General features: G+C 67.8%; 17 protein-coding genes. 7 read left to right on the top strand and 10 right to left on the bottom strand.

From position 1 onward, the window contains the following. The first annotated feature begins 18 nt into the window (after nt 1-18). The 6 genes from dnaN (at nt 19) to RTY13_RS04360 (ending at nt 6,587) form a co-directional block, all read left to right on the top strand. Nucleotides 19-1,137, top strand: coding sequence for a DNA polymerase III subunit beta (gene dnaN, locus RTY13_RS04385; protein WP_292085086.1), 1,119 nt, complete (start codon nt 19-21; stop codon nt 1,135-1,137). A 91-nt stretch (nt 1,138-1,228) separates the two neighbouring features. Next, nucleotides 1,229-1,726 carry a Panacea domain-containing protein gene (locus RTY13_RS04380; RefSeq protein WP_312781394.1) on the top strand — a complete coding sequence of 166 codons (498 nt, stop codon included), beginning with the start codon at nt 1,229-1,231 and terminating at the stop codon, nt 1,724-1,726. Then, complete coding sequence (locus tag RTY13_RS04375) at nt 1,710-2,054, top strand: hypothetical protein (protein ID WP_312781392.1); 345 nt, start codon at nt 1,710-1,712, stop codon at nt 2,052-2,054. The genes RTY13_RS04380 and RTY13_RS04375 overlap by 17 nt, the downstream gene beginning before the upstream one ends. Before the next feature lie 6 nt (nt 2,055-2,060). Then, a complete protein-coding gene (gene recF / locus RTY13_RS04370; protein WP_312781390.1) occupies nt 2,061-3,191 on the top strand; it encodes a DNA replication/repair protein RecF in 1,131 nt (376 codons plus the stop codon). A 291-nt stretch (nt 3,192-3,482) separates the two neighbouring features. After that, nucleotides 3,483-5,912 carry a DNA topoisomerase (ATP-hydrolyzing) subunit B gene (gene gyrB / locus RTY13_RS04365; RefSeq protein ID WP_312781388.1) on the top strand — a complete coding sequence of 810 codons (2,430 nt, stop codon included), beginning with the start codon at nt 3,483-3,485 and terminating at the stop codon, nt 5,910-5,912. A gap of 204 nt (nt 5,913-6,116) precedes the next feature. Further along, a complete protein-coding gene (locus tag RTY13_RS04360) occupies nt 6,117-6,587 on the top strand; it encodes a peptidase S1 (protein WP_312781387.1) in 471 nt (156 codons plus the stop codon). A 27-nt stretch (nt 6,588-6,614) separates the two neighbouring features. Here the strand turns inward: RTY13_RS04360 and RTY13_RS04355 are convergent, their stop codons facing one another. The 5 genes from RTY13_RS04355 to RTY13_RS04335 all read right to left on the bottom strand — a co-directional run bounded on the left by RTY13_RS04355 (nt 6,615) and on the right by RTY13_RS04335 (nt 10,117). Continuing rightward, nucleotides 6,615-6,896 (bottom strand): HPr family phosphocarrier protein, encoded by a 282-nt coding sequence (locus tag RTY13_RS04355; protein ID WP_312781386.1) that lies wholly within the window; start codon nt 6,894-6,896, stop codon nt 6,615-6,617. Next, a complete protein-coding gene (locus RTY13_RS04350; protein ID WP_312781385.1) occupies nt 6,893-7,297 on the bottom strand; it encodes a PTS sugar transporter subunit IIA in 405 nt (134 codons plus the stop codon). Before RTY13_RS04350 ends, RTY13_RS04355 begins: the two co-directional genes overlap by 4 nt. Nucleotides 7,298-7,405: 108 nt before the next feature. Beyond that, a complete protein-coding gene (locus RTY13_RS04345) occupies nt 7,406-7,837 on the bottom strand; it encodes a serine kinase (RefSeq protein WP_312781384.1) in 432 nt (143 codons plus the stop codon). After that, nucleotides 7,834-9,444, bottom strand: a complete 1,611-nt coding sequence (locus tag RTY13_RS04340; RefSeq protein ID WP_312781383.1) for a stimulus-sensing domain-containing protein — start codon at nt 9,442-9,444, stop codon at nt 7,834-7,836. The genes RTY13_RS04345 and RTY13_RS04340 overlap by 4 nt, the downstream gene beginning before the upstream one ends. Further along, nucleotides 9,413-10,117 carry a response regulator transcription factor gene (locus RTY13_RS04335; RefSeq protein ID WP_312781382.1) on the bottom strand — a complete coding sequence of 235 codons (705 nt, stop codon included), beginning with the start codon at nt 10,115-10,117 and terminating at the stop codon, nt 9,413-9,415. The genes RTY13_RS04340 and RTY13_RS04335 overlap by 32 nt, the downstream gene beginning before the upstream one ends. 221 nt (nt 10,118-10,338) lie before the next feature. Here RTY13_RS04335 and RTY13_RS04330 point away from each other — a divergent pair, with 221 nt between their 5' ends. Then, nucleotides 10,339-12,051: a hypothetical protein gene (locus tag RTY13_RS04330; protein ID WP_312781381.1), complete on the top strand. Its 1,713-nt coding sequence runs from the start codon at nt 10,339-10,341 to the stop codon at nt 12,049-12,051. Nucleotides 12,052-12,055: 4 nt separating this feature from the next. On the opposite strand, the gene RTY13_RS04325 is transcribed toward RTY13_RS04330, so the two are convergent. The 5 genes from RTY13_RS04325 to obgE all read right to left on the bottom strand — a co-directional run bounded on the left by RTY13_RS04325 (nt 12,056) and on the right by obgE (nt 18,119). Then, the gene (locus RTY13_RS04325) at nt 12,056-12,376 is read right to left on the bottom strand and encodes a zf-TFIIB domain-containing protein (RefSeq protein WP_312781380.1); all 321 of its coding nucleotides are present in this window, start codon (nt 12,374-12,376) and stop codon (nt 12,056-12,058) included. Between the two features lie 139 nt (nt 12,377-12,515). Further along, entirely contained in the window at nt 12,516-13,730 is a 1,215-nt protein-coding gene (locus tag RTY13_RS04320; RefSeq protein ID WP_312781379.1) for an NAD(P)/FAD-dependent oxidoreductase, read from the bottom strand. 49 nt (nt 13,731-13,779) lie between these two features. Continuing rightward, complete coding sequence (locus RTY13_RS04315; protein WP_312781378.1) at nt 13,780-14,088, bottom strand: GNAT family N-acetyltransferase; 309 nt, start codon at nt 14,086-14,088, stop codon at nt 13,780-13,782. Nucleotides 14,089-14,108: 20 nt separating this feature from the next. Beyond that, on the bottom strand, nt 14,109-17,012 hold the full coding sequence (gene polA, locus RTY13_RS04310) for a DNA polymerase I (protein WP_312781377.1): 2,904 nt from the start codon (nt 17,010-17,012) through the stop codon (nt 14,109-14,111). A 51-nt stretch (nt 17,013-17,063) separates the two neighbouring features. Further along, on the bottom strand, nt 17,064-18,119 hold the full coding sequence (obgE, locus tag RTY13_RS04305) for a GTPase ObgE (RefSeq protein WP_312781376.1): 1,056 nt from the start codon (nt 18,117-18,119) through the stop codon (nt 17,064-17,066). Nucleotides 18,120-18,163: the final 44 nt, after the last annotated feature.

The raw sequence follows: 18,163 nt of genomic DNA, 5'->3' as shown, positions 1-18,163 counted from the left end.
CGGCCCGGGCGAGACCACATGCAGCTGACCATCGAACGTTCCGCGCTCCTGAAAGCCCTCGGGCACGTTCAGAGCGTGGTCGAGCGCCGCAACACCATTCCGATCCTGTCGAACGTGCTGCTGAGCGCCGGGCGCGACCGCCTGTCCTTCGCCGCCACCGACCTGGACATGGAGATGGTCGATGAGGCCGAGGCCCAGGTGAACGTCGAGGGCCAGATTACGGCCCCGGCCCACACCCTGTATGAAATCGTCAAGAAGCTGCCGGACGGCGCCGAGGTCTCGCTGACCTATTCGGGCGATGATCCGCGTCTGGTGATCTCGGCCGGGCGCTCGCGCTTCAACCTGCCGGTCCTGCCGGCGGGCGACTTCCCGGTCATGTCCACGGAAACATCGGGCGCACGCTACAGCCTGCCCAAGGAAGACCTGGCGCGTCTGATCGACAAGACCCGCTTCGCCGTCTCGACCGAAGAGACGCGCTATTATCTGAACGGCCTCTATCTGCACACGGTGTCGGACGGCGGCATTCCCCTGCTGCGCGCCGTGGCCACCGACGGTCACCGTCTGGCCCTGGCCGAGACCCCGGCGCCGGAAGGCGCGGCGGGCGGCCCCGGCGTCATCGTGCCGCGCAAGACCGTGGATCAGGTCCGCCGCCTGCTGGACGACGGCGCCGGTTCGGTCGAGATCCAGGTCTCGGCCCAGAAGATCCGCTTCGAGTTCGGCCACGCCAGCCTGACCTCCAAGGTCATCGACGGCGCCTTCCCCGACTATCTGCGCGTCATTCCCAAGGGCAACGACAAGCAGGCCGACATCGACAACGCCCTGTTCGCCAAGGCCGTCGACCGCGTGGCCACCATCTCGGCGGAAAAGAGCCGCTCGGTGAAACTGGCCTTCGACAACGACCGGGTGAAGCTGACCGTCCGCAACATGGAAGCCGGCCAGGCCGAGGAAGAGGTCGAGATCGGCTATTCCGAGGAGCCGTTCGAAATCGGCTTCAATGCCCGCTATCTGCTGGACGTCGCCGGTCAGATCACCGGCGAGACCGCCCACTTCAAATTCGCCGACCCGGCCAGCCCGACCCTGGTGCTCGATCCGGCCGACGTGGGCGTGCAGTACGTGCTGATGCCGCTACGGGTGTAGTTAGCGGCCATTGATTCCCAAAGCTGTCAAACCATGTTAAGGGGAACGGATGCGGAACATGGGTTCTGCATCCCAACCCATGGAGGGCAGAGTGGCTGTTACATCCGCCCTAGCAGTGGCGAACTTCCTATTAGACCAAGCTAAGGCTGAGGGGCGGCCCATTCGCCAGCTTAAGCTTCAGAAGCTTATCTATTTTTGCTACGCTTGGTATGCTGGGAACAAGGGTGAAGAGCTCTTTTCTGAAGACATCGAGGCTTGGCAATTCGGTCCGGTCGTTCGAGAAGTCTATCTTGAATTTAAGGATGCTGGGGCGTCTCCGATTACACATCGCGCGACCGCGATGGATTGGGAGGCCTTCGATCTAGTTGAGCCAGAGCTTCCTTCGGAACTTGCCGAAGAGCTGAGGCCGGTTTGGGATATCTACAAAGCCAAGTCTGATGCTTGGCTGGTTGAGGCTACCCACGCCGCGTCTGAGCCTTGGGGAATTCTTGTGAAGAAGGTCGGTCATGCCGACAAGCGCCAAATTCCCTTTGAGTTGATCAAGTCCGTCTACACCAAGAAGGTCGAGCAAATTGGCGCTTCAGGTTGATGTCGGGACAGTAGAGGTCACTGATGAGAGTGTGCGGTTGGCGGAAGCTCATGCTCGCCAGCTAGAGGGTGAAGAACACCGCCAAATTCTTGATCATAGGCATCGGTTTTCAGAGATTTCCTACGGCATTATGCAGGCGTGGGTTGGTTTCCTTATCGTGCTCACAATGGCCCAGTTCACATTGAAGGGGTTGGGCTTGGGTATGGGGCTTGATAAAGCTGAGTTTATAGCTGTCATAACCACAACCACTGCATCGGTCTTTGGCTTCGGGTTGCTTGTTGGAAATTTCTTGTTCCCTAAAGGCGGGTCTGCTCGCAGGCGTTCCTAGCCTGTAGTGATCCGCTCCCTCGCCCTCACCGACTTCCGTTCCTATGCGAGCGCCAGCCTGCCGGTTTCCGGCGGGGCCGTGGTGCTGCATGGGCCGAACGGGGCGGGCAAGACCAATCTGCTGGAGGCGATCAGCCTGCTGACCCCCGGCAAGGGGCTGCGCGGGGCGACGGCGCAGGAGATGGGGCGGCGCGAGCCGGGCGAGGCCGTGGGGCGGGCCTGGGCCGTCATGGTCACGCTGGACGAGGACGGCGAAGAAGTCCGTCTGGGCACCGGGGTGCAGACGCCGGGCGCCACGCGGCGCATCGTCCGCATCGACGGCGAGACGGCTCCGCCCGGGCGGCTGCTGGATCACCTGCGCCCGGTCTGGGCCGCGCCCGAGCAGGACCGGCTGTTTTCCGACGCGCGGGCGGCGCGCTTACGCTTCTTCGACCGGCTGGTGTTTGCGGCCGATCCCGATCATGCGGCCACGGTCTCGACCTATGAAAAGGCCCTGAGGGAGCGGCTGCGGCTGCTGACCGACGGTGCGGAGGGCAGGCCCGCCGACCCCCTGTGGCTGGACGCGCTGGAGGCGCGGCTGTCGGAAGCCGGGGCGCGGGCGGCGGTGGCGCGGACGCGGGCGCTGGCGGCCCTGCAGGCCGGCATCGACGCGCGCGACGACCGGCCCTTCCCCCAGGCCGACCTGGGTCTGACCGGCCCGGCCGAGGAGATGGCGGCGACGGGAGCGGACGAGGCGGACATTCTGGGCATGCTGGGCGAGGGCTTCATGCGGGCGCGGGGTCGCGACGCGGCGGCCGGGCGCAGCCTGTTCGGGCCGCACCGCTCGGACCTGACGGCCCTGCACCGTGAGAAGAACCGACCCGCCGCCGAGGGCTCGTCGGGCGAGCAGAAGGCCCTGGTGCTGAACCTGATCCTGGCCCAGGTCGGGCGGCTCGCCGGGCAGAAGGCGCAGCCGGTCCTGCTGCTGGACGAGGCCCCGGCCCATCTGGACGAAGCGCGTCGCGCCGCCCTGTTCGACGAGATCGAGGCCCTGCAGTTGCAGGCCTTCATGACCGGCACCGAGCGCAGCCTGTTCGCCGCCCTGGAGGGGCGGGCGCAGTTCGTTTCGGTGGAGGGCGGGGCGCTTCTGGCGGGCTGAGGCGCGGCCTCTCCCTCCCCTTCATGGGGAGGGTGGCCGAGGCGCAGCCGAGGTCGGGTGGGGGCGCTTTGGTCGTTCAGGCGCTGCGGATCATCAGCCTGGCCCTCCCCACCCGGTCGCTGCGCGACCACCCTCCCCATGAAGGGGAGGGAGAGGGGGCTAAAGGCTCGCTTTTCCCGTCGAATTTCCTATATGTTATCGGTGTCGGGGCGCGGTGAATTGCGACCTGACGCGGATGGTCCGAGGGCCGTCTTTTCCCTGTCCGTTTGCGGACCCTGAGCCGACGTTTTCATGACCGACCAGACCGAGACTTCGCCGGAATACGGCGCCGATTCCATTAAGGTTCTCAAAGGCTTGGACGCGGTGCGCAAGCGCCCGGGCATGTATATCGGCGACACCGACGACGGCTCGGGCCTGCACCACATGGTCTATGAGGTGGTGGACAACGCCATCGACGAGGCCCTGGCCGGTCACGCCGACCTGGTGACGGTCACCCTGAACGAGGACGGTTCGGTCACCGTGACCGACAACGGGCGGGGCATCCCCACCGCCATCCACGCCGAGGAAGGCGTTTCCGCCGCCGAGGTCATCATGACCCAGTTGCACGCCGGCGGTAAGTTCGACCAGAACTCCTACAAGGTGTCCGGCGGTCTGCACGGCGTGGGCGTGTCCGTGGTCAACGCCCTGTCCGACTGGCTGGAGCTGGTCATCTATCGCGAGGGCAAGAAACACAGCGTCCGCTTCGAGCGCGGCGAGACCGTGCGCGCGCTGGCGGTCATCGGCGACGCGCCGATGCGCGAGGACAAGGGCCGTCTGCTGACCGGCACCGAGGTCACCTTCTATCCGTCGGTCACGACCTTCAGCCACATCGACTTCGACCTGAAGACGCTGGAGCACCGCCTGCGCGAGCTGGCCTTCCTGAACTCGGGCGTGGTCATCAAGCTGTCGGATCATCGCGGGCCTGAGCCGATCGAGATCATGCTGCACTACGAGGGCGGCGTCGAAGCCTTCGTGCGCCACCTCGACAAGTCCAAGACCCCGATCCTGAAGGACGTCATCGTCATTCGCGGCCAGAAGGACGGCATCGAGCTGGACCTGGCCCTGTGGTGGAACGACAGCTACCACGAGACCATGCTGTGCTTCACCAACAACATCCCGCAGCGGGATGGGGGCACCCACCTGTCGGCCTTCCGCGCCAGCCTGACCCGCGTCATGGGCAGCTATATCGAGAGCTCGGGCCTGGCCAAGAAGGAGAAGGTCGCGCCGACCGGCGAGGACGCCCGCGAGGGCCTGACCTGCGTCCTGTCGGTCAAGGTGCCGGACCCCAAGTTCAGCTCGCAGACCAAGGACAAGCTGGTGTCCTCCGAGGTGCGTCCGGCCGTCGAGAGTCTGTGCTCGGAAGGCCTGGGCACCTGGTTCGAGGAGCACCCGGTCGAAGCCAAGATGATCGTGTCCAAGATCATCGAGGCCGCCTCGGCGCGTGAAGCCGCCCGCAAGGCGCGCGACCTGACGCGTCGCAAGTCGGCGCTGGAAATCAGCAGCCTGCCCGGCAAGCTGGCCGACTGTCAGGAACGCGATCCGGCCAAGTCCGAACTCTTCATCGTCGAGGGCGATTCCGCAGGCGGTTCGGCCAAGCAGGCGCGCAACCGCGAGAACCAGGCCGTCCTGCCCCTGCGCGGCAAGATCCTGAACGTCGAGCGCGCGCGTTTCGACCGGATGCTGTCGTCGGACCTGATCGGCACGCTCATTCTGGCGCTCGGCACCGGCATCGGCCGCGACGACTTCAACGCCGACAAGCTGCGCTATCACAAGATCATCCTGATGGCCGACGCCGACGTCGACGGCGCCCACATCCGCACCCTGCTGCTGACCTTCTTCTATCGTCAGATGCCGGAGCTGATCGAACGGGGCCATGTCTATATCGCCCAGCCGCCGCTCTATAAGGTGTCGAAGGGCAAGCAGCACCGCTACGTCAAGGACCAGGCGGAGATGGACGCCTACCTGATCGAGGAAGGCTGTGCCGACGCCGAGCTGGACCTGTCGACCGGCGAGCGCCGCATGGGTCTGGACCTGCAGGCCCTGGTGCGCGAGGCCAAGGCCTTCAAGGCCCTGGTCGACCGTCTGGCCGCCCGCGCCCCCGCCTTCGCCATCGAGCAGGGCGCCCTGGCCGGCCTGTTCACCGAGAGCGCCGGCGAGCTGGAGACGCGCGCCGCCAACGCCGCGACGCGCCTGAACCTCTATGCCGAGGAAGGCGACGGTCCCTGGTCGGGCGACCGCGCCGAGCAGGGCGGGGTGGTGTTCAGCCGCGTCCGCCGCGCCGTCAGCGAGACCATCGTCCTGGACGAACAACTGGGCCGCTCGCTGGACGCCCGCCGTCTGGCCGAACGCGCCGCCACCTTCGAGGGCCTGTTCGACCAGCCCGCCGTCTATCGTCGCAAGGACAAGACCACGACGATCCGCGGGCCGCTGGACCTGCTGAACGCCGTGCTGGACGCCGGCAAGAAGGGCATGGCCATCCAGCGCTACAAGGGTCTGGGTGAGATGAACCCCGAGCAGCTGTGGGAGACGACCCTGGACGTCAACGCCCGCACCCTGCTGCAGGTCAAGGTCGAGCACGGCGACGACGCCGACGACCTGTTCGCCAAGCTGATGGGCGATGTGGTGGAACCCCGCCGCGAGTTCATCCAGGACAACGCCCTGGACGCCGCCGTCGACGTCTGACGGCGGATCGCATCCGACATGACGACGGGTCGCCCTTTTCGGGCGGCCCGTTTTCGTATGGGGAGGCGTGACCTTGCCGCGCGGCGACTCTGGTCGAATTGTGACTTTTTCGTGTTCTGCTTGCGGCGCCTTGACGCATGACGGGGTGCGGCGCACCACTAACAAGGTTCGCTGAATGCCCCGGGGCTGGGGCGGGAGAAATTCATGAGGAATGTGGTGTTCGCGGGCGCGGCGGCGCTGGCGCTTGTGTCGGCTTCGCCGGGGGCTCTGGCCCAGGATTCCAGCAAGACCGCCACCTATGGCGAGATCGTCTTGAGGGCGGGCTTCACGCCTGACCCCTATCGGGTGTCGGTGACGGCGGGCGGCTCGATCGACGCCTACAAGGACACGCCGCTTCCGGCGGCCTGCGTCGGCAATGTCGCCGACGCGCCGGATTTCGAGGTGACCTATGAGGCGGGGCGGCTGCCCTTGGTGTTCCGCACCCGCTCGTCGGTGGATACGACCCTGATCATCAATGGCCCGGACGGAAGCTGGTCCTGCGACGACGACAGCTATGGCGACGGTGACGCCCAGGTGCGTTTCGACAAGCCGCGGACGGGCACCTATGACGTCTGGATCGGCACCTTTGGCGGCGGAACGGCCAACGCCACCCTGCTGATCACCGAGACACCCTGAAGCGGCCAAGGCAAGGCGGCGAGGACCCTACTGGTCCTCGTCGAACTTACGGGCGACCAGATCGGTGAGAGCCTCGACGGCTTCGGTCGCATCGACGCCCTCGGCCTCGATCTCGACGCCGCAGCCGATGCCGGCGCCCAGCATCAGCAGACCCATGATGGAGCGGGCGTCCACCGTCACCCCGTCGCGGGTGACCCGGATTTCGGATTCAAAGCTGGACGCCAGCTTGACGAACTTGGCCGAGGCGCGGGCGTGCAGGCCGCGCTGGTTGCAGATGTTGACGGTGGTTTGGACAGGCGCGCCGCTCATTTTTCCCCCGACAGAACCCAGGAGGCGACCGAGATGTACTTGCGCCCGGCGTCCTGCGCATGGGCGACGCAGGTCTCAAGGTCTTCGCGAACGCGCACGCTGGCCAGCTTGATCAGCATGGGCAGATTCAGGCCGGCGATGACCTCGGCGTGGGTCTGCTCCATCACGGAAATGGCCAGGTTGGAGGGCGTGCCGCCGAACATGTCGGTCAGCAGGATGACGCCGTCGCCGTCGTTGACGGCCGCGGCGGCGTCGACGATGTCGCGGCGGCGCCGCTCCATGTCGTCTTCGGGGCCGATGCAGATGGCGGCCACGCCCCGTTGAGGGCCGACCACGTGCTCCATCGCCGCCAGGAATTCCGAGGCCAGTCCCCCGTGGGTGACGATCACCAGCCCGATCATGAAGGCTTCACCAAGACAATACGCCCCGCGCTTCTGCTCTCAGCGGGCGCTTGTGGAGCGCCCGGACTGATCTGCAAGCCGGCCTTCATAGGCCAATCGCGCGCCGGTTCAAAGAGCCGCCAGCGCAGTTGCGACCACCTGACCCGCCGAGGCGGGACGCGGATCCAGGCGAAGCTGGGGAATCGCCACCCCGTTCCAGCTCCAGGCGGCGGCTTCGGGCAGTCGCTCGATCGTCTCGTGGGTGCATTGGATCGCCAGGACGATGCGAGCGAGGGGCTGGACGGGCAAGCCGACGATGCCCAGGCCCCGCACCTCGATCCGGCCCGCTATCGTGGCCGGCGCCATGCCGTAGAGGGCGCCGCCCGAGGCCCACAGATGGGTCCAGTCGTCGGCGACCAGCCGCCAGCCCTGACCGATCAGGCGCAGGGCCAGATCGCTCTTGCCGACGCCGGACGGCCCCTGGATCAGGGCACCGCACCAGCCATCGGGCGTGTGGCGGGCCACGGCCGTGGCGTGGATGGGTTGCATCGGTTCGGTCATGGGCGGCGTCCGGCCAGAGGCAGAAGGACTTCGAAGCGGGCGCCGACGACGGCGCCGGCCTCGTTGAACCGGTTTTCGGCGTGAACGCGGCCGCCATGGGCGTCGATGATCTGACGCACGATGGACAGGCCCAGGCCCGAGTTGGCGCCGAAGGCCGTGCCCTTGGGCCGGGAGGTGTAGAAGCGCTCGAACACCGTCTCGAGGTTTTCCGGCGGAATGCCGGGGCCGTCGTCCTCGACGCGGATGCGCAGGGGCAGGTCGGGCCGGCTGTCGTCGCGTTCGAGCCGGACGCGGACCTCGCCGTCGGCGGGGCTGAAGGAGCGGGCGTTGTCGATCAGGTTGCGGAACACCTGGCCCAGGGGGATGTCGCGGCCCAGGACCTTGGCGGCCTCGGCGGTCGAGGCGAAGCGGACCCCGGCCTCGCCCGGCTTCTGGCCGCCGTCATAGACGGCGATGATGTCGCCCAGCAGTTCGTTGAGGTCGATGATGCGCGGCCGGTCGCGCGACAGCTCGGCGTCCAGGCGCGAGGCGTTGGAGATGTCGGTGATCAGCCGGTCCAGTCGCCGCACGTCCTGTTGCAGCAGGTTGGTCAGCCGTCCTCTCTGTTCGTCGGTCTTGACCAGGGGCAGGGTCTCCAGCGCCGAGCGGATCGAGGTCAGGGGGTTCTTGATCTCGTGACTGACGTCGGCGGCGAAGCGTTCGATGGCGTCCATGCGCGTCGACAGGGTGTCGGTCATGGATTCCAGGGCGCGGGCCAGGTCGCCGATCTCGTCCTTGCGATCCTCAAGGTCCGGCAGGGAGATGGCGCGGGCGCGCTGCAGCCGCACCTGATCCGCCGCCGCCGACAGACGCATGACCGGTCGAGCCACGAACATGTGCAGCACGAGGGCCGACAGCAGGTTCACGGCCAGGGCCACCAGGGCGAAGGGGGTCAGGGCCCGGCGCTGGGCCGCCAGGGTTTCGTCCACGTCGCCGGCTTCCAGCGTCAGGACCCCAAGAACCTGCTGGACGTGACGTACCGGCAGGGAGACGGAGACGACCCGGTCGCCGTCCTCGTTGCGACGCACCCCGGCCTGGGGCGCGCCCTGCAGGGCGCGCTCGACCTCGGCCGACAGTTCGGTGTTGGCGCGTGTCTGGCGGGCTTCCTCGCGAGGCGAGGCCTGGGTCGGAGCCAGGGCGGTGCCGGCGGGATTGGCGGGCGGCAAGGGGGCGCCGGGAATGGCGTCGGTGACCGCATAGCTGTCGGACACCAGCAGGCCGTCCTGGTCGTAGAGGCGGGCGCGCTGGCCTTCGGGAATGAAGTTGTCTCTCAGCCACAGCCCCGCCGATCCGGGGTCCAGCACCGGATAGGGCTCGCCGCGGGTGATGCCCAGTTCGCCCAGGACATTGGCCAGAAGCTCGGCCTGGGACGACAGGGATTCCTGGCGCGCCTCGATCAGGCCGCGCTGCCATTCGTTCAGGGCCAGGGCCCCGCCGAAGAGGATCAGCAGGCTGAGCAGGTTGAGCGCGAGAATGAAGCCGCCGAGGCGCGATCCGCCGAAGCGGAAGCGGCGCCGCGGACGGGCGTCCTCGGTCTCAGCTCTCGCGGTAGCGGTAGCCGACGCCATACAGGGTCTCGATCGCGTCGAACTCGGGATCGACCACCCGGAACTTCTTGCGCATGCGCTTGACGTGGCTGTCGATGGTGCGGTCGTCGACATAGACCTGATCGTCGTAGGCGGCGTCCATCAGGCTGTCGCGGCTCTTCACGAAGCCGGGGCGCTGGGCCAGGGCCTGAAGCAGCAGGAACTCAGTGACCGTCAGCTTGACCGGACGACCGTCCCAGGTGCTCTCGTGGCGCGCCGGGTCCATCGACAGCTTGCCGCGCTTGATGGCCTTGCCGGCGGCCTCGGCGGCCGTCTCGACTTCGCCGCCGTCGGCGCCGGTGCGGCGCAGCAGGGCCTTGACCCGCTCGATCAGCAGGCGCTGGCTGAAGGGCTTGTGGATGTAGTCGTCGGCGCCGAGGTTGAAGCCGAGGATCTCGTCGATCTCCTCGTCCTTGGACGTCAGCATGATGACCGGAATCTGCGAGGTCTGACGCAGGCGGCGCAGCACCTCCATCCCGTCCATGCGCGGCATCTTCACGTCCAGGATGGCCAGATCCGGGGGCGTGGTCTCCAGCGCTTCCAGGCCCGAGGCGCCGTCGTGATAGGCCGTGATCTTATGGCCGTGGCTTTCGAGGGCCAGGGACACGGAGGCGACGATGTTCTCGTCGTCGTCGACCAGAGTGATGTTGGCCAAGGGCTTCTCCTGAGTGCGGGCGGCGGCGGTCGTTCGATCATCCGTCGCGGGTCGATTGCTCAACGCGCGACAAGCGTAACCGTTCTATTCCATCATGGTGACATTACGGCCACAGCAAATGGTTCGCCAGAGCCTGTCTTTCAACCTTGGCGGTGAAAAGGCGAAACCTGGCCTTAAAGCCTAGGAGATCAGGATGGCGGCCATAATACGCGAAAGACGCCATGGCCGGTCCGGTTCACTACGAGATCTATATTCGCAAGACGCCGCCGGCGTCCTGGTCGCTGTCGATGGCGACCGAGGACCGCAAGACGGCGATCGAGACGGCCGAGGACCTGCTGCGCGACGGTCAGGCCTGCGCCGTGCGCGTGACCAAGGAGACGCTGGACCCGGACACCATGGAATTCGCCAGCGTCGTCGTCCTGACGCGCGGCGCGCCCGAGGTGAAGCGCAAGGCGCCGGTGCGCGAGGACAGCCGCGGCCCCAGTTGTCGCGGGGTGCAGGACCTCTATGCGCCCCACGCCCGCGACCTGATCGGGCGGGTGCTGGAGGACTGGTTGAACCGGCAGGGGGCCACGGCCTTTGAGCTGCTGCACCGGCCGGACCTGGCCGAGCGGCTTGAAGCGACCGGGGTCGAACTGCAGCACGCCATCCAGAAGGTGGCCGTGCCCGAGGCCCAGCATACGGGCCAGCCTGTGCATGATCTGGTGCGTCATCATCAACGGCTGGGCGAGCAGGCGATCGAGCGTCTGCTGCAGGCGGGACGGCGCAAGCAGTTTCCGAGTCTGGCGGAGCGTTCGGTCGCGGATGTGGCCCATCGGCTGAACGGCTCGCCCGATCGCGCCTTCATCATGGGCGGGGTCATCGCCGGAGCCTTGAAGGGCCTGAACAGCGCGCGCGCACGGCTGGACCGCCTGATGGACCTGTGCGATCGCGCACCGGCTGACGGCCCGCCGCGCGCCCTGGTTCTGGTGCCGGTCGAGCAGATCCTGTGCGAACTGCTGGCCTCGCGGCACAGCCTGGCCCAGATCGTCGGCCCGGCCCTGGATCAGGGCTCCAGCCTGGCGGCGGTGGTGCGCATGGTGGCGCCGCGCGAGATCGCCGCCCTGGTCGCGCACGATCCCAGGCTGGCGATCCTGATCCCCCCGGTCGAAGGCGGGCCGGCCCGCCTGGGCGAGCGTCTGGCGGCGGGCGAGTTTCCGCTTCTGGCCGCGGCCCTGGCGCGGATGGTGGTGCGTGAACTGATGAGCCAGCGTCGCCTGCGGCCCGGTGATCCCGAGGGCGAGATCGACATCCTGCGCGCCCTGGCCATGACCCTGACGGCCACGGCCGGGCGGTTGCTGACGCTGGAGGAGGTTCAGATCGCCTTCGTCGAACGCTCCAAGAGCCTGGTCACCGCCGACTTCGTGGCCGCCTATGTGCGCGGCTGTCCCAATGTCCTGTGCGAGGTCGAGCGGCTGGCGCGGCTGTGCGAGAACGTCACCGGCGGCGCAAACAAGCGGGCCGCCGCGCGCTGGCTGGACGCCTGCGTCACCTCCCTGCGATTCGAGACCGAAATGCGAGCCTCGGGCCAGACGCCGGGGCAGAAGCTTCTGTCGCTGAGCGGCCTGCAGCGCGCGGTGAGCAAGGCGGCGCTTTCGGATCGGGATCGCGACGCCATCGTTGCGGCTCTGGGGGCAGTGGGGGGCTCGGTCGAAGCCGACGCCCGGCTGACGGCCCAGATCGTCCGCGCGCCCGTGGCGCCGCCGCAGAAGCTCGCGGCCCTGCTGCGACTGGCGGCCGCAGAGACCGGTCCGACCGGCCCTGTCGCCGATCGGGCCAAGGCCGAGGCGATCAAGCTGTTCCGCGCGCCCGAGGTGCGCACCGCCCTGGGTGCGGCGCCCGAGACGGTGCAGGCCTTGCGCCCCCTGATGAAGGCGGTCGGCCTGGCGGCCTGAAGCCTCAGTCGAAGATGTCGAAGATGTCCATCCGCTTCTTTTTCTTGCGGTAGTGGTAATCGTCGTCGCGGTGGCGGTCGTCCTTGTAGCGCGGCGGCTCGCGATAGCCTTGCGGCTGGCCGCTCCAGGGCTGGGGGGCGGGCTGCTGATAGGTCGGCTGAGGGGCCGTGGCGCGGCCTTCCTCGGCGGCGCTGGCCATCAGCTTTTCCAGCTCGCCGCGATCCAGCCAGACGCCGCGGCAGGTCGGGCACATGTCGAACTGGACGCCGTTGCGATCCAGGGTCTGCATGGCGGCGCTGTCGTTGGGGCACATCAATAGGGGCATGGGGTTCTCGTCCTCGAATGATGCGGTCCGACATCGCGTCGCCGAAGCGCCGCCAGAGGGGCCCGTCCCGCTGAGGAGAAAGCTAGGGATGGTCCGGCCGCCCCACAACGTGCGCAGACGCCGCAGGCTCAGCCGCCCATCAGCAGTTCTGGCCCGCGGCCCAACCCGACGACCAGGCCCATTGGAAGTTGTAGCCGCCCAGCCAGCCGGTGACGTCCACCACCTCGCCGATGAAGAAGAGGCCGGGCACGGTCTTGGCCTCCATGGTCTGCTGGTCCAGGGCGGCGGTGTCGACCCCGCCCAGGGTCACCTCGGCGGTGCGATAGCCCTCGGAGCCGACCGGCTTGACGGTCCAGGCATTGACCGTTTCGGCCATGGCTCGCAGCTTCTTGTCGCCGACCTCGGCCAGCTTGCCGGCCAGACCCTCGCGGGCGCAGACGACCTCGGCCAGGCGGCGCGGGATCACGTGGCCGAGCGCTGTATGCACTGCCTGCTTGCCGTTCTCGGTCTTGGCGGCCAGCAGCCGGGCGGCGACGTCCTCGCCGGGGGCCATGTTGACCGTGATGGCCTCGCCCTCGCGCCAGTAGGAGCTGATCTGCAGGATCGACGGCCCCGACAGGCCGCGATGGGTGAACAGCATGGCTTCTTTGAATTGGGGCCTATCGCCCTTCGGGCTGCTTGAGGCCGGAAGCGCCTTGACCACGGCGTCCACGGCCACGCCCGCCAGGGGTTTCAACTGTTCCAGCAGGCCCGGCTCGAAGGTCAGGGGAACGAGCGCGGGCCGGGTTTCCGTCACCCGCAGGTCGAACTGGCGCGCGATCTCATAGCCCCAGCCGGTCGCGCCCATCTTGGGGATCGACTTGCCGCCGGTGGCCACCACCAGCGAGGCCGCCGAAACGCGCGTCCCGTCGTCCAGATCGACGGTGAAGCGCTGGCCGTCGCGGGCGATGGTCTTCACGCCGAGGTCCAGAGACAGGGTGACGCCCGCCGCCTTCATCTCATCCGTCAGCATGCGGATGATCTGTTTGGCGCTGTCGTCGCAGAACAGCTGGCCCAGGGTCTTTTCGTGCCAGGCGATGTCGTGGCGCTCGACCATCTTGAGGAAGTCGTGCTGGGTGAACCGCTTCAGGGCCGACAGGGCGAAGCGCGGGTTCTCGCTCAGGAAGTTGGCGCCGCTGGTCCCCAGGTTGGTGAAGTTGCAGCGGCCGCCGCCGGAGATGCGGATCTTCTCGCCGGGCGCGCGGGCGTGGTCGATCACCCGCACCCGGCGGCCGCGCTTGCCCGCCTCGATGGCGCACATCATGCCGGCCGCGCCGGCGCCGACGATCAGGACGTCGAGATCTGAAGACTTCATCGCCCCGCCCTAGCAGGCGCGAGGCGATGAAGCGACCTTGCAGGCCTTCTTACAGGCCCAGCGCCGCCCGATAGCCCGGATGCACCAGGTCGGCGTATTCCGGATGCTTCTTCAGGTAGCCGGCGAAGAAGGGGCAGGTCGGCAGGATGACCAGGCCGCGTTCCCTCAGGTCGGTCAGCACGTGCTTGGCCATGCGGCTGGCGATGCCGCGCCCTTCCAGCGGGATCGGCACGATGGTCTCGGTGATCAGCAGCCCGCCCGCGACGGGGTTGTAGATGACCACGGCCGTCTGGCCGTCGACGGTCAGCTCGTAACGCTTGGCTTCGGCGTTGTCGCGGATCTCGGGGTCCAGGCTCATGTCGGCGTCCTTCATGGGGGTTAGTGGGCGTCGTCCCAGTTTGCGGCGGCCTTGGCCTCGACCACCAGGGGGACGCTGAGGGCGACGGCGGGATCGGCGGCGCCTTCCATGACCTTGCGGACCAGGATCAGGGCGCGTTCGGCCTCGGCATCGGGGGCCTCGAAGATCAGTTCGTCGTGGACCTGCAGCAGCATGCGCGTCTTCAGGCCCGCCTCCAGCAGGGCATCCGGCATGCGGATCATGGCGCGGCGGATGATGTCGGCGGCGGCGCCCTGGATCGGGGCGTTGATGGCGGCGCGCTCGCCGAACTGACGCTCGGCCCCCGACTTGGAATGGATGGCCGGGATGTGGATGCGACGCCCGAAGACGGTGGTGACGAAGCCGTGCTCCTTCACGAAGGTCTTGGTGCGATCCATGTAGGCGCGGATGCCGGGGAAGCGCTCGAAATAGGTCTTGATATAGGCGGCGGCCTCGCCCTGATCGATGCCCAGCTGGTTGGCCAGACCGAAGGCCGAGATGCCGTAGACGATGCCGAAGTTGATGGCCTTGGCCCGGCGACGGGTCTCGGACGGCATGCCCTCGACCGGCACGCCGAACATCTCCGAGGCCGTGGCCGCGTGAATGTCCAGCCCGGCCTTGAAGGCGCGCTTCAGCTCGGGGATGTCGCCGATGTGGGCCAGCAGGCGCAGCTCGATCTGGCTGTAGTCGGCGCTGATCAGCACATGGCCCGGCGAGGCGATGAAGGCCTGACGGATCAGGCGGCCCGTCTCGGTGCGGATCGGGATGTTCTGCAGGTTGGGGTCGGACGAGGCCAGACGGCCCGTCGTCGCCGCCGCCAGCTGATAGGAGGTGTGCACCCGGTGCGTCGCCGGATCGGCCGCCGCCACCAGGGCGTCGGTATAGGTGCCCTTCAGCTTGGACAACTGGCGCCAGTCCAGAATGGCGCGCGGCAGGTCGTGGGTCAGGGCCAGCTCTTCCAGCACGCTGGCCTCGGTGCCCCATTGGCCGGATGCGGTCTTCTTGCCGCCGGGCAGGTTCATCTCGCCGAACAGGATCTCGCCGATCTGGCGCGGGCTGCCGACGTTGAAGGGACGGCCCGCCAGCTTGTGCGCCTGTTCCTCCAGCTCGGCCATGCGCTGGCCGAAGGTCGAGGACAGGGAGCGCAGGCGGTCGGGATCGACCCGCACCCCGTTCAGCTCCATGTCGGCCAGAACGGCGGGCATGCCGCGTTCCAGGGTTTCATAGACGGTGGTCAGGCGTTCGGTCGCCAGGCGCGGCTTCAGCAGTTTGTAGAGGCGCAGGGTCACGTCCGCGTCCTCGGCGGCGTAGCAGGTCGCCGGTTTCAGCTCGACGTGCCTGAAGCTCTTCTGGCTCTTGCCCGTGCCCGCCACGCTCTTGAAGGGGATGGGTTCGTGGCCGAGGTGCAGGCGAGACAGCTCGTCCATGCCGTGACCGTGCAGCCCGCCTTCCAGCACATAGCTGATCAGCATGGTGTCCTCGATCGGGGCCACGCGGATGCCGCGCCGCGCCATGACGGCGAGGTCGTATTTGATGTTCTGACCCACCTTCAGGACGGCGGGGTCTTCCAGCAGGGTCTTGAGGCGTTCCAGCGCGGTCGGCTTGTGGATCTGGGTCAGCGGCTCGCGCGGGGCGTCGCCGCCGAGGTCGAGACCGAAATCGAGACCGCCGTCGCCGGTCGGCTCATGGTCGTGGGTCAGGGGAATGTAGCAGGCCTCGTTCGGCCCGACGGCCAGAGAGACGCCGCACAGCCCGGCGTGGGTGGCCGACAGGGCGTCGGTCTCGGTGTCGAAGCCGATGACCCCGGCGGCGCGGGCGCGAGCGATCCAGCGGTCCAGATCGTCCAGCGTCTGCACGCACTCGTACTTGTCGCGGTCGAAGTCGTGGACGGCGTCGGGCGTCGCGACCTCGGTCTGGCCGTAGCGCGGGGTCGCGACCGGGGCCGAGGGCTGGCGGGCGAAGGCCGAGCCTTCCTTTTGCGGGGCCTTGCCGTCGCCAACGCGGCGCAGCAGGGAGCGGAACTCCATCCGCTCCAGGAACTCGGACAGCACCGCCGGATCGGGATCGCGGATCAGGAAGTCGTCGACCGGCTCGGGCGCCGGGGCGTCGCAGGTGAGTTTGACCAGCTCGCGCGACAGGCGGATCTGGTCGGCGAAGTTGATCAGGGTCTCGCGCCGCTTGGGCTGCTTGATCTCGCCCGCGCGGGCCAGAAGCGTGTCGAGGTCGCCGTATTCGTGGATCAGCTGGGCCGCCGTCTTCGGCCCGATGCCAGGGGCGCCGGGGACATTGTCGACGCTGTCGCCGATCAGGGCCTGGACCTCGACCACCTTGTCCGGGGTGACGCCGAACTTCTCGAACACGGCCTCTTCTTCCAGACGGCGGTCCTTCATCGGGTCGTACATGACGACGCCGTTCCCGATCAGCTGCATCAGGTCCTTGTCGGACGAGACGATGACCGCCTCGCCGCCCATGTCGCGGACCTTGCAGGCATAGGTGGCGATCAGGTCGTCGGCCTCATAGCCTGGCAGTTCGACGCCGTGGACGCCAAAGGCGGCGGTCGCCTCGCGCACCAGGGGGAACTGCGGCACCAGATCCTCGGGCGCCGGCGGGCGGTGGGCCTTGTACTGATCGTAGAGATCGTTGCGGAAGGTCTTTTCCGAGTGGTCGAAGACGGCGACCAGATGGGTCGGGCCGTCCTCGCCCTTCATGTCGCGGATCAGCTTCCACAACATGTTGCAGTAGCCCTGCACCGCGCCGACGGGCAGGCCGTCCGACTTGCGCGTCAACGGCGGCAGGGCGTGATAGGCGCGGAAGATGTAGGCCGAGGCGTCGATCAGCCACAGCCGGGGCGGCGGTCCGTCCTGGGTGAGGGGGCGGGCGGTGGTGTCGGCGGTCGCGTCGGTCATGGCGCGAACATAGGGGGACCGAAGCCCCCCGTCATCCGGCCATATGAGCGATTACGGCTGCCAGCCGCCCGGCGTCTCGGGAACGGCGTCTTCGCTCTCGTCGGCGATCTCGCCGCGGGTCTGACGGACCTCGGCCCAGGCGGCGCGCAGCAGCTCGGTCACGCCTTCGCCGGACACGCCCGACACCAGGAAGGGCGTCTTGCCCGAGACGGCCTTCAGCGCGGCGACCTTCTCCTCGCGCTCTTCGGGCGAGAGGGCGTCGATCTTGTTCAGCGCCAGCAGCTCGACCTTGTCGGCCAGGCCTTCGCCATAGGCGTCCAGCTCGCCGCGAATGATGCGATAGGCCTCGGCCACATCTTCCTGCGTGCCGTCGATCAGGTGGATCAGGCTGGCTGAACGCTCGACGTGCCCCAGGAAGCGCGTGCCCAGACCCGCGCCCTCGTGCGCGCCTTCGATCAGACCGGGGATGTCGGCGATGACGAAGCGTTCCGAGGGGCTGAGGTCGACCACGCCCAGATTGGGCGTGAGGGTGGTGAAGGGATAGTCGGCCACCTTGGGCTTGGCCGCCGAGACCGCCGCCAGGAAGGTCGACTTGCCGGCGTTGGGCAGGCCCGCCAGACCGATGTCGGCGATCAGCTTCAACCGCAGCCAGATCCAGCGTTCCTGGAATTCCTGGCCGGGATTGGCGTAGGTGGGGGCCTGATTGGTCGGGCCCTTGAAACGGGTGTTGCCCCAGCCGCCGTTGCCGCCCGACAGCAGCTTCACCTTCTCGCCCGGCTTGTCCATGTCGACCAGGACGGTTTCCTTGTCCTCGTCCAGCACCTGGGTGCCGACCGGGACGCGCAGGACCACGTCGTCGCCCTTGCCGCCGTGCATTTGGCGGCCTTGGCCGTGGTGGCCGGTCTGGGCCTTGAAATGCTGCTGGTAGCGATAGTCGATCAGGGTGTTTAGCCCCTCGACCGCCTCGACCCAGACGTCGCCGCCCTTGCCGCCGTCGCCGCCGTCGGGGCCGCCGTTGGGAATGAATTTCTCGCGTCGGAACGAGACGGCGCCGGCGCCGCCCGCGCCCGAGCGAATGTAGATCTTGGCCTGGTCGAGGAACTTCATCGCGGGCTTATGCCAAAACTCGAGCCAAAGGGCGAGGGTCACGC

This window comes from Brevundimonas sp. (assembly GCF_032055285.1).
Classification (GTDB): domain Bacteria; phylum Pseudomonadota; class Alphaproteobacteria; order Caulobacterales; family Caulobacteraceae; genus Brevundimonas.
The sequence above is the reverse complement of the archived record's forward strand: the minus strand, read 5'-3'. Positions and strand labels throughout refer to the sequence as shown.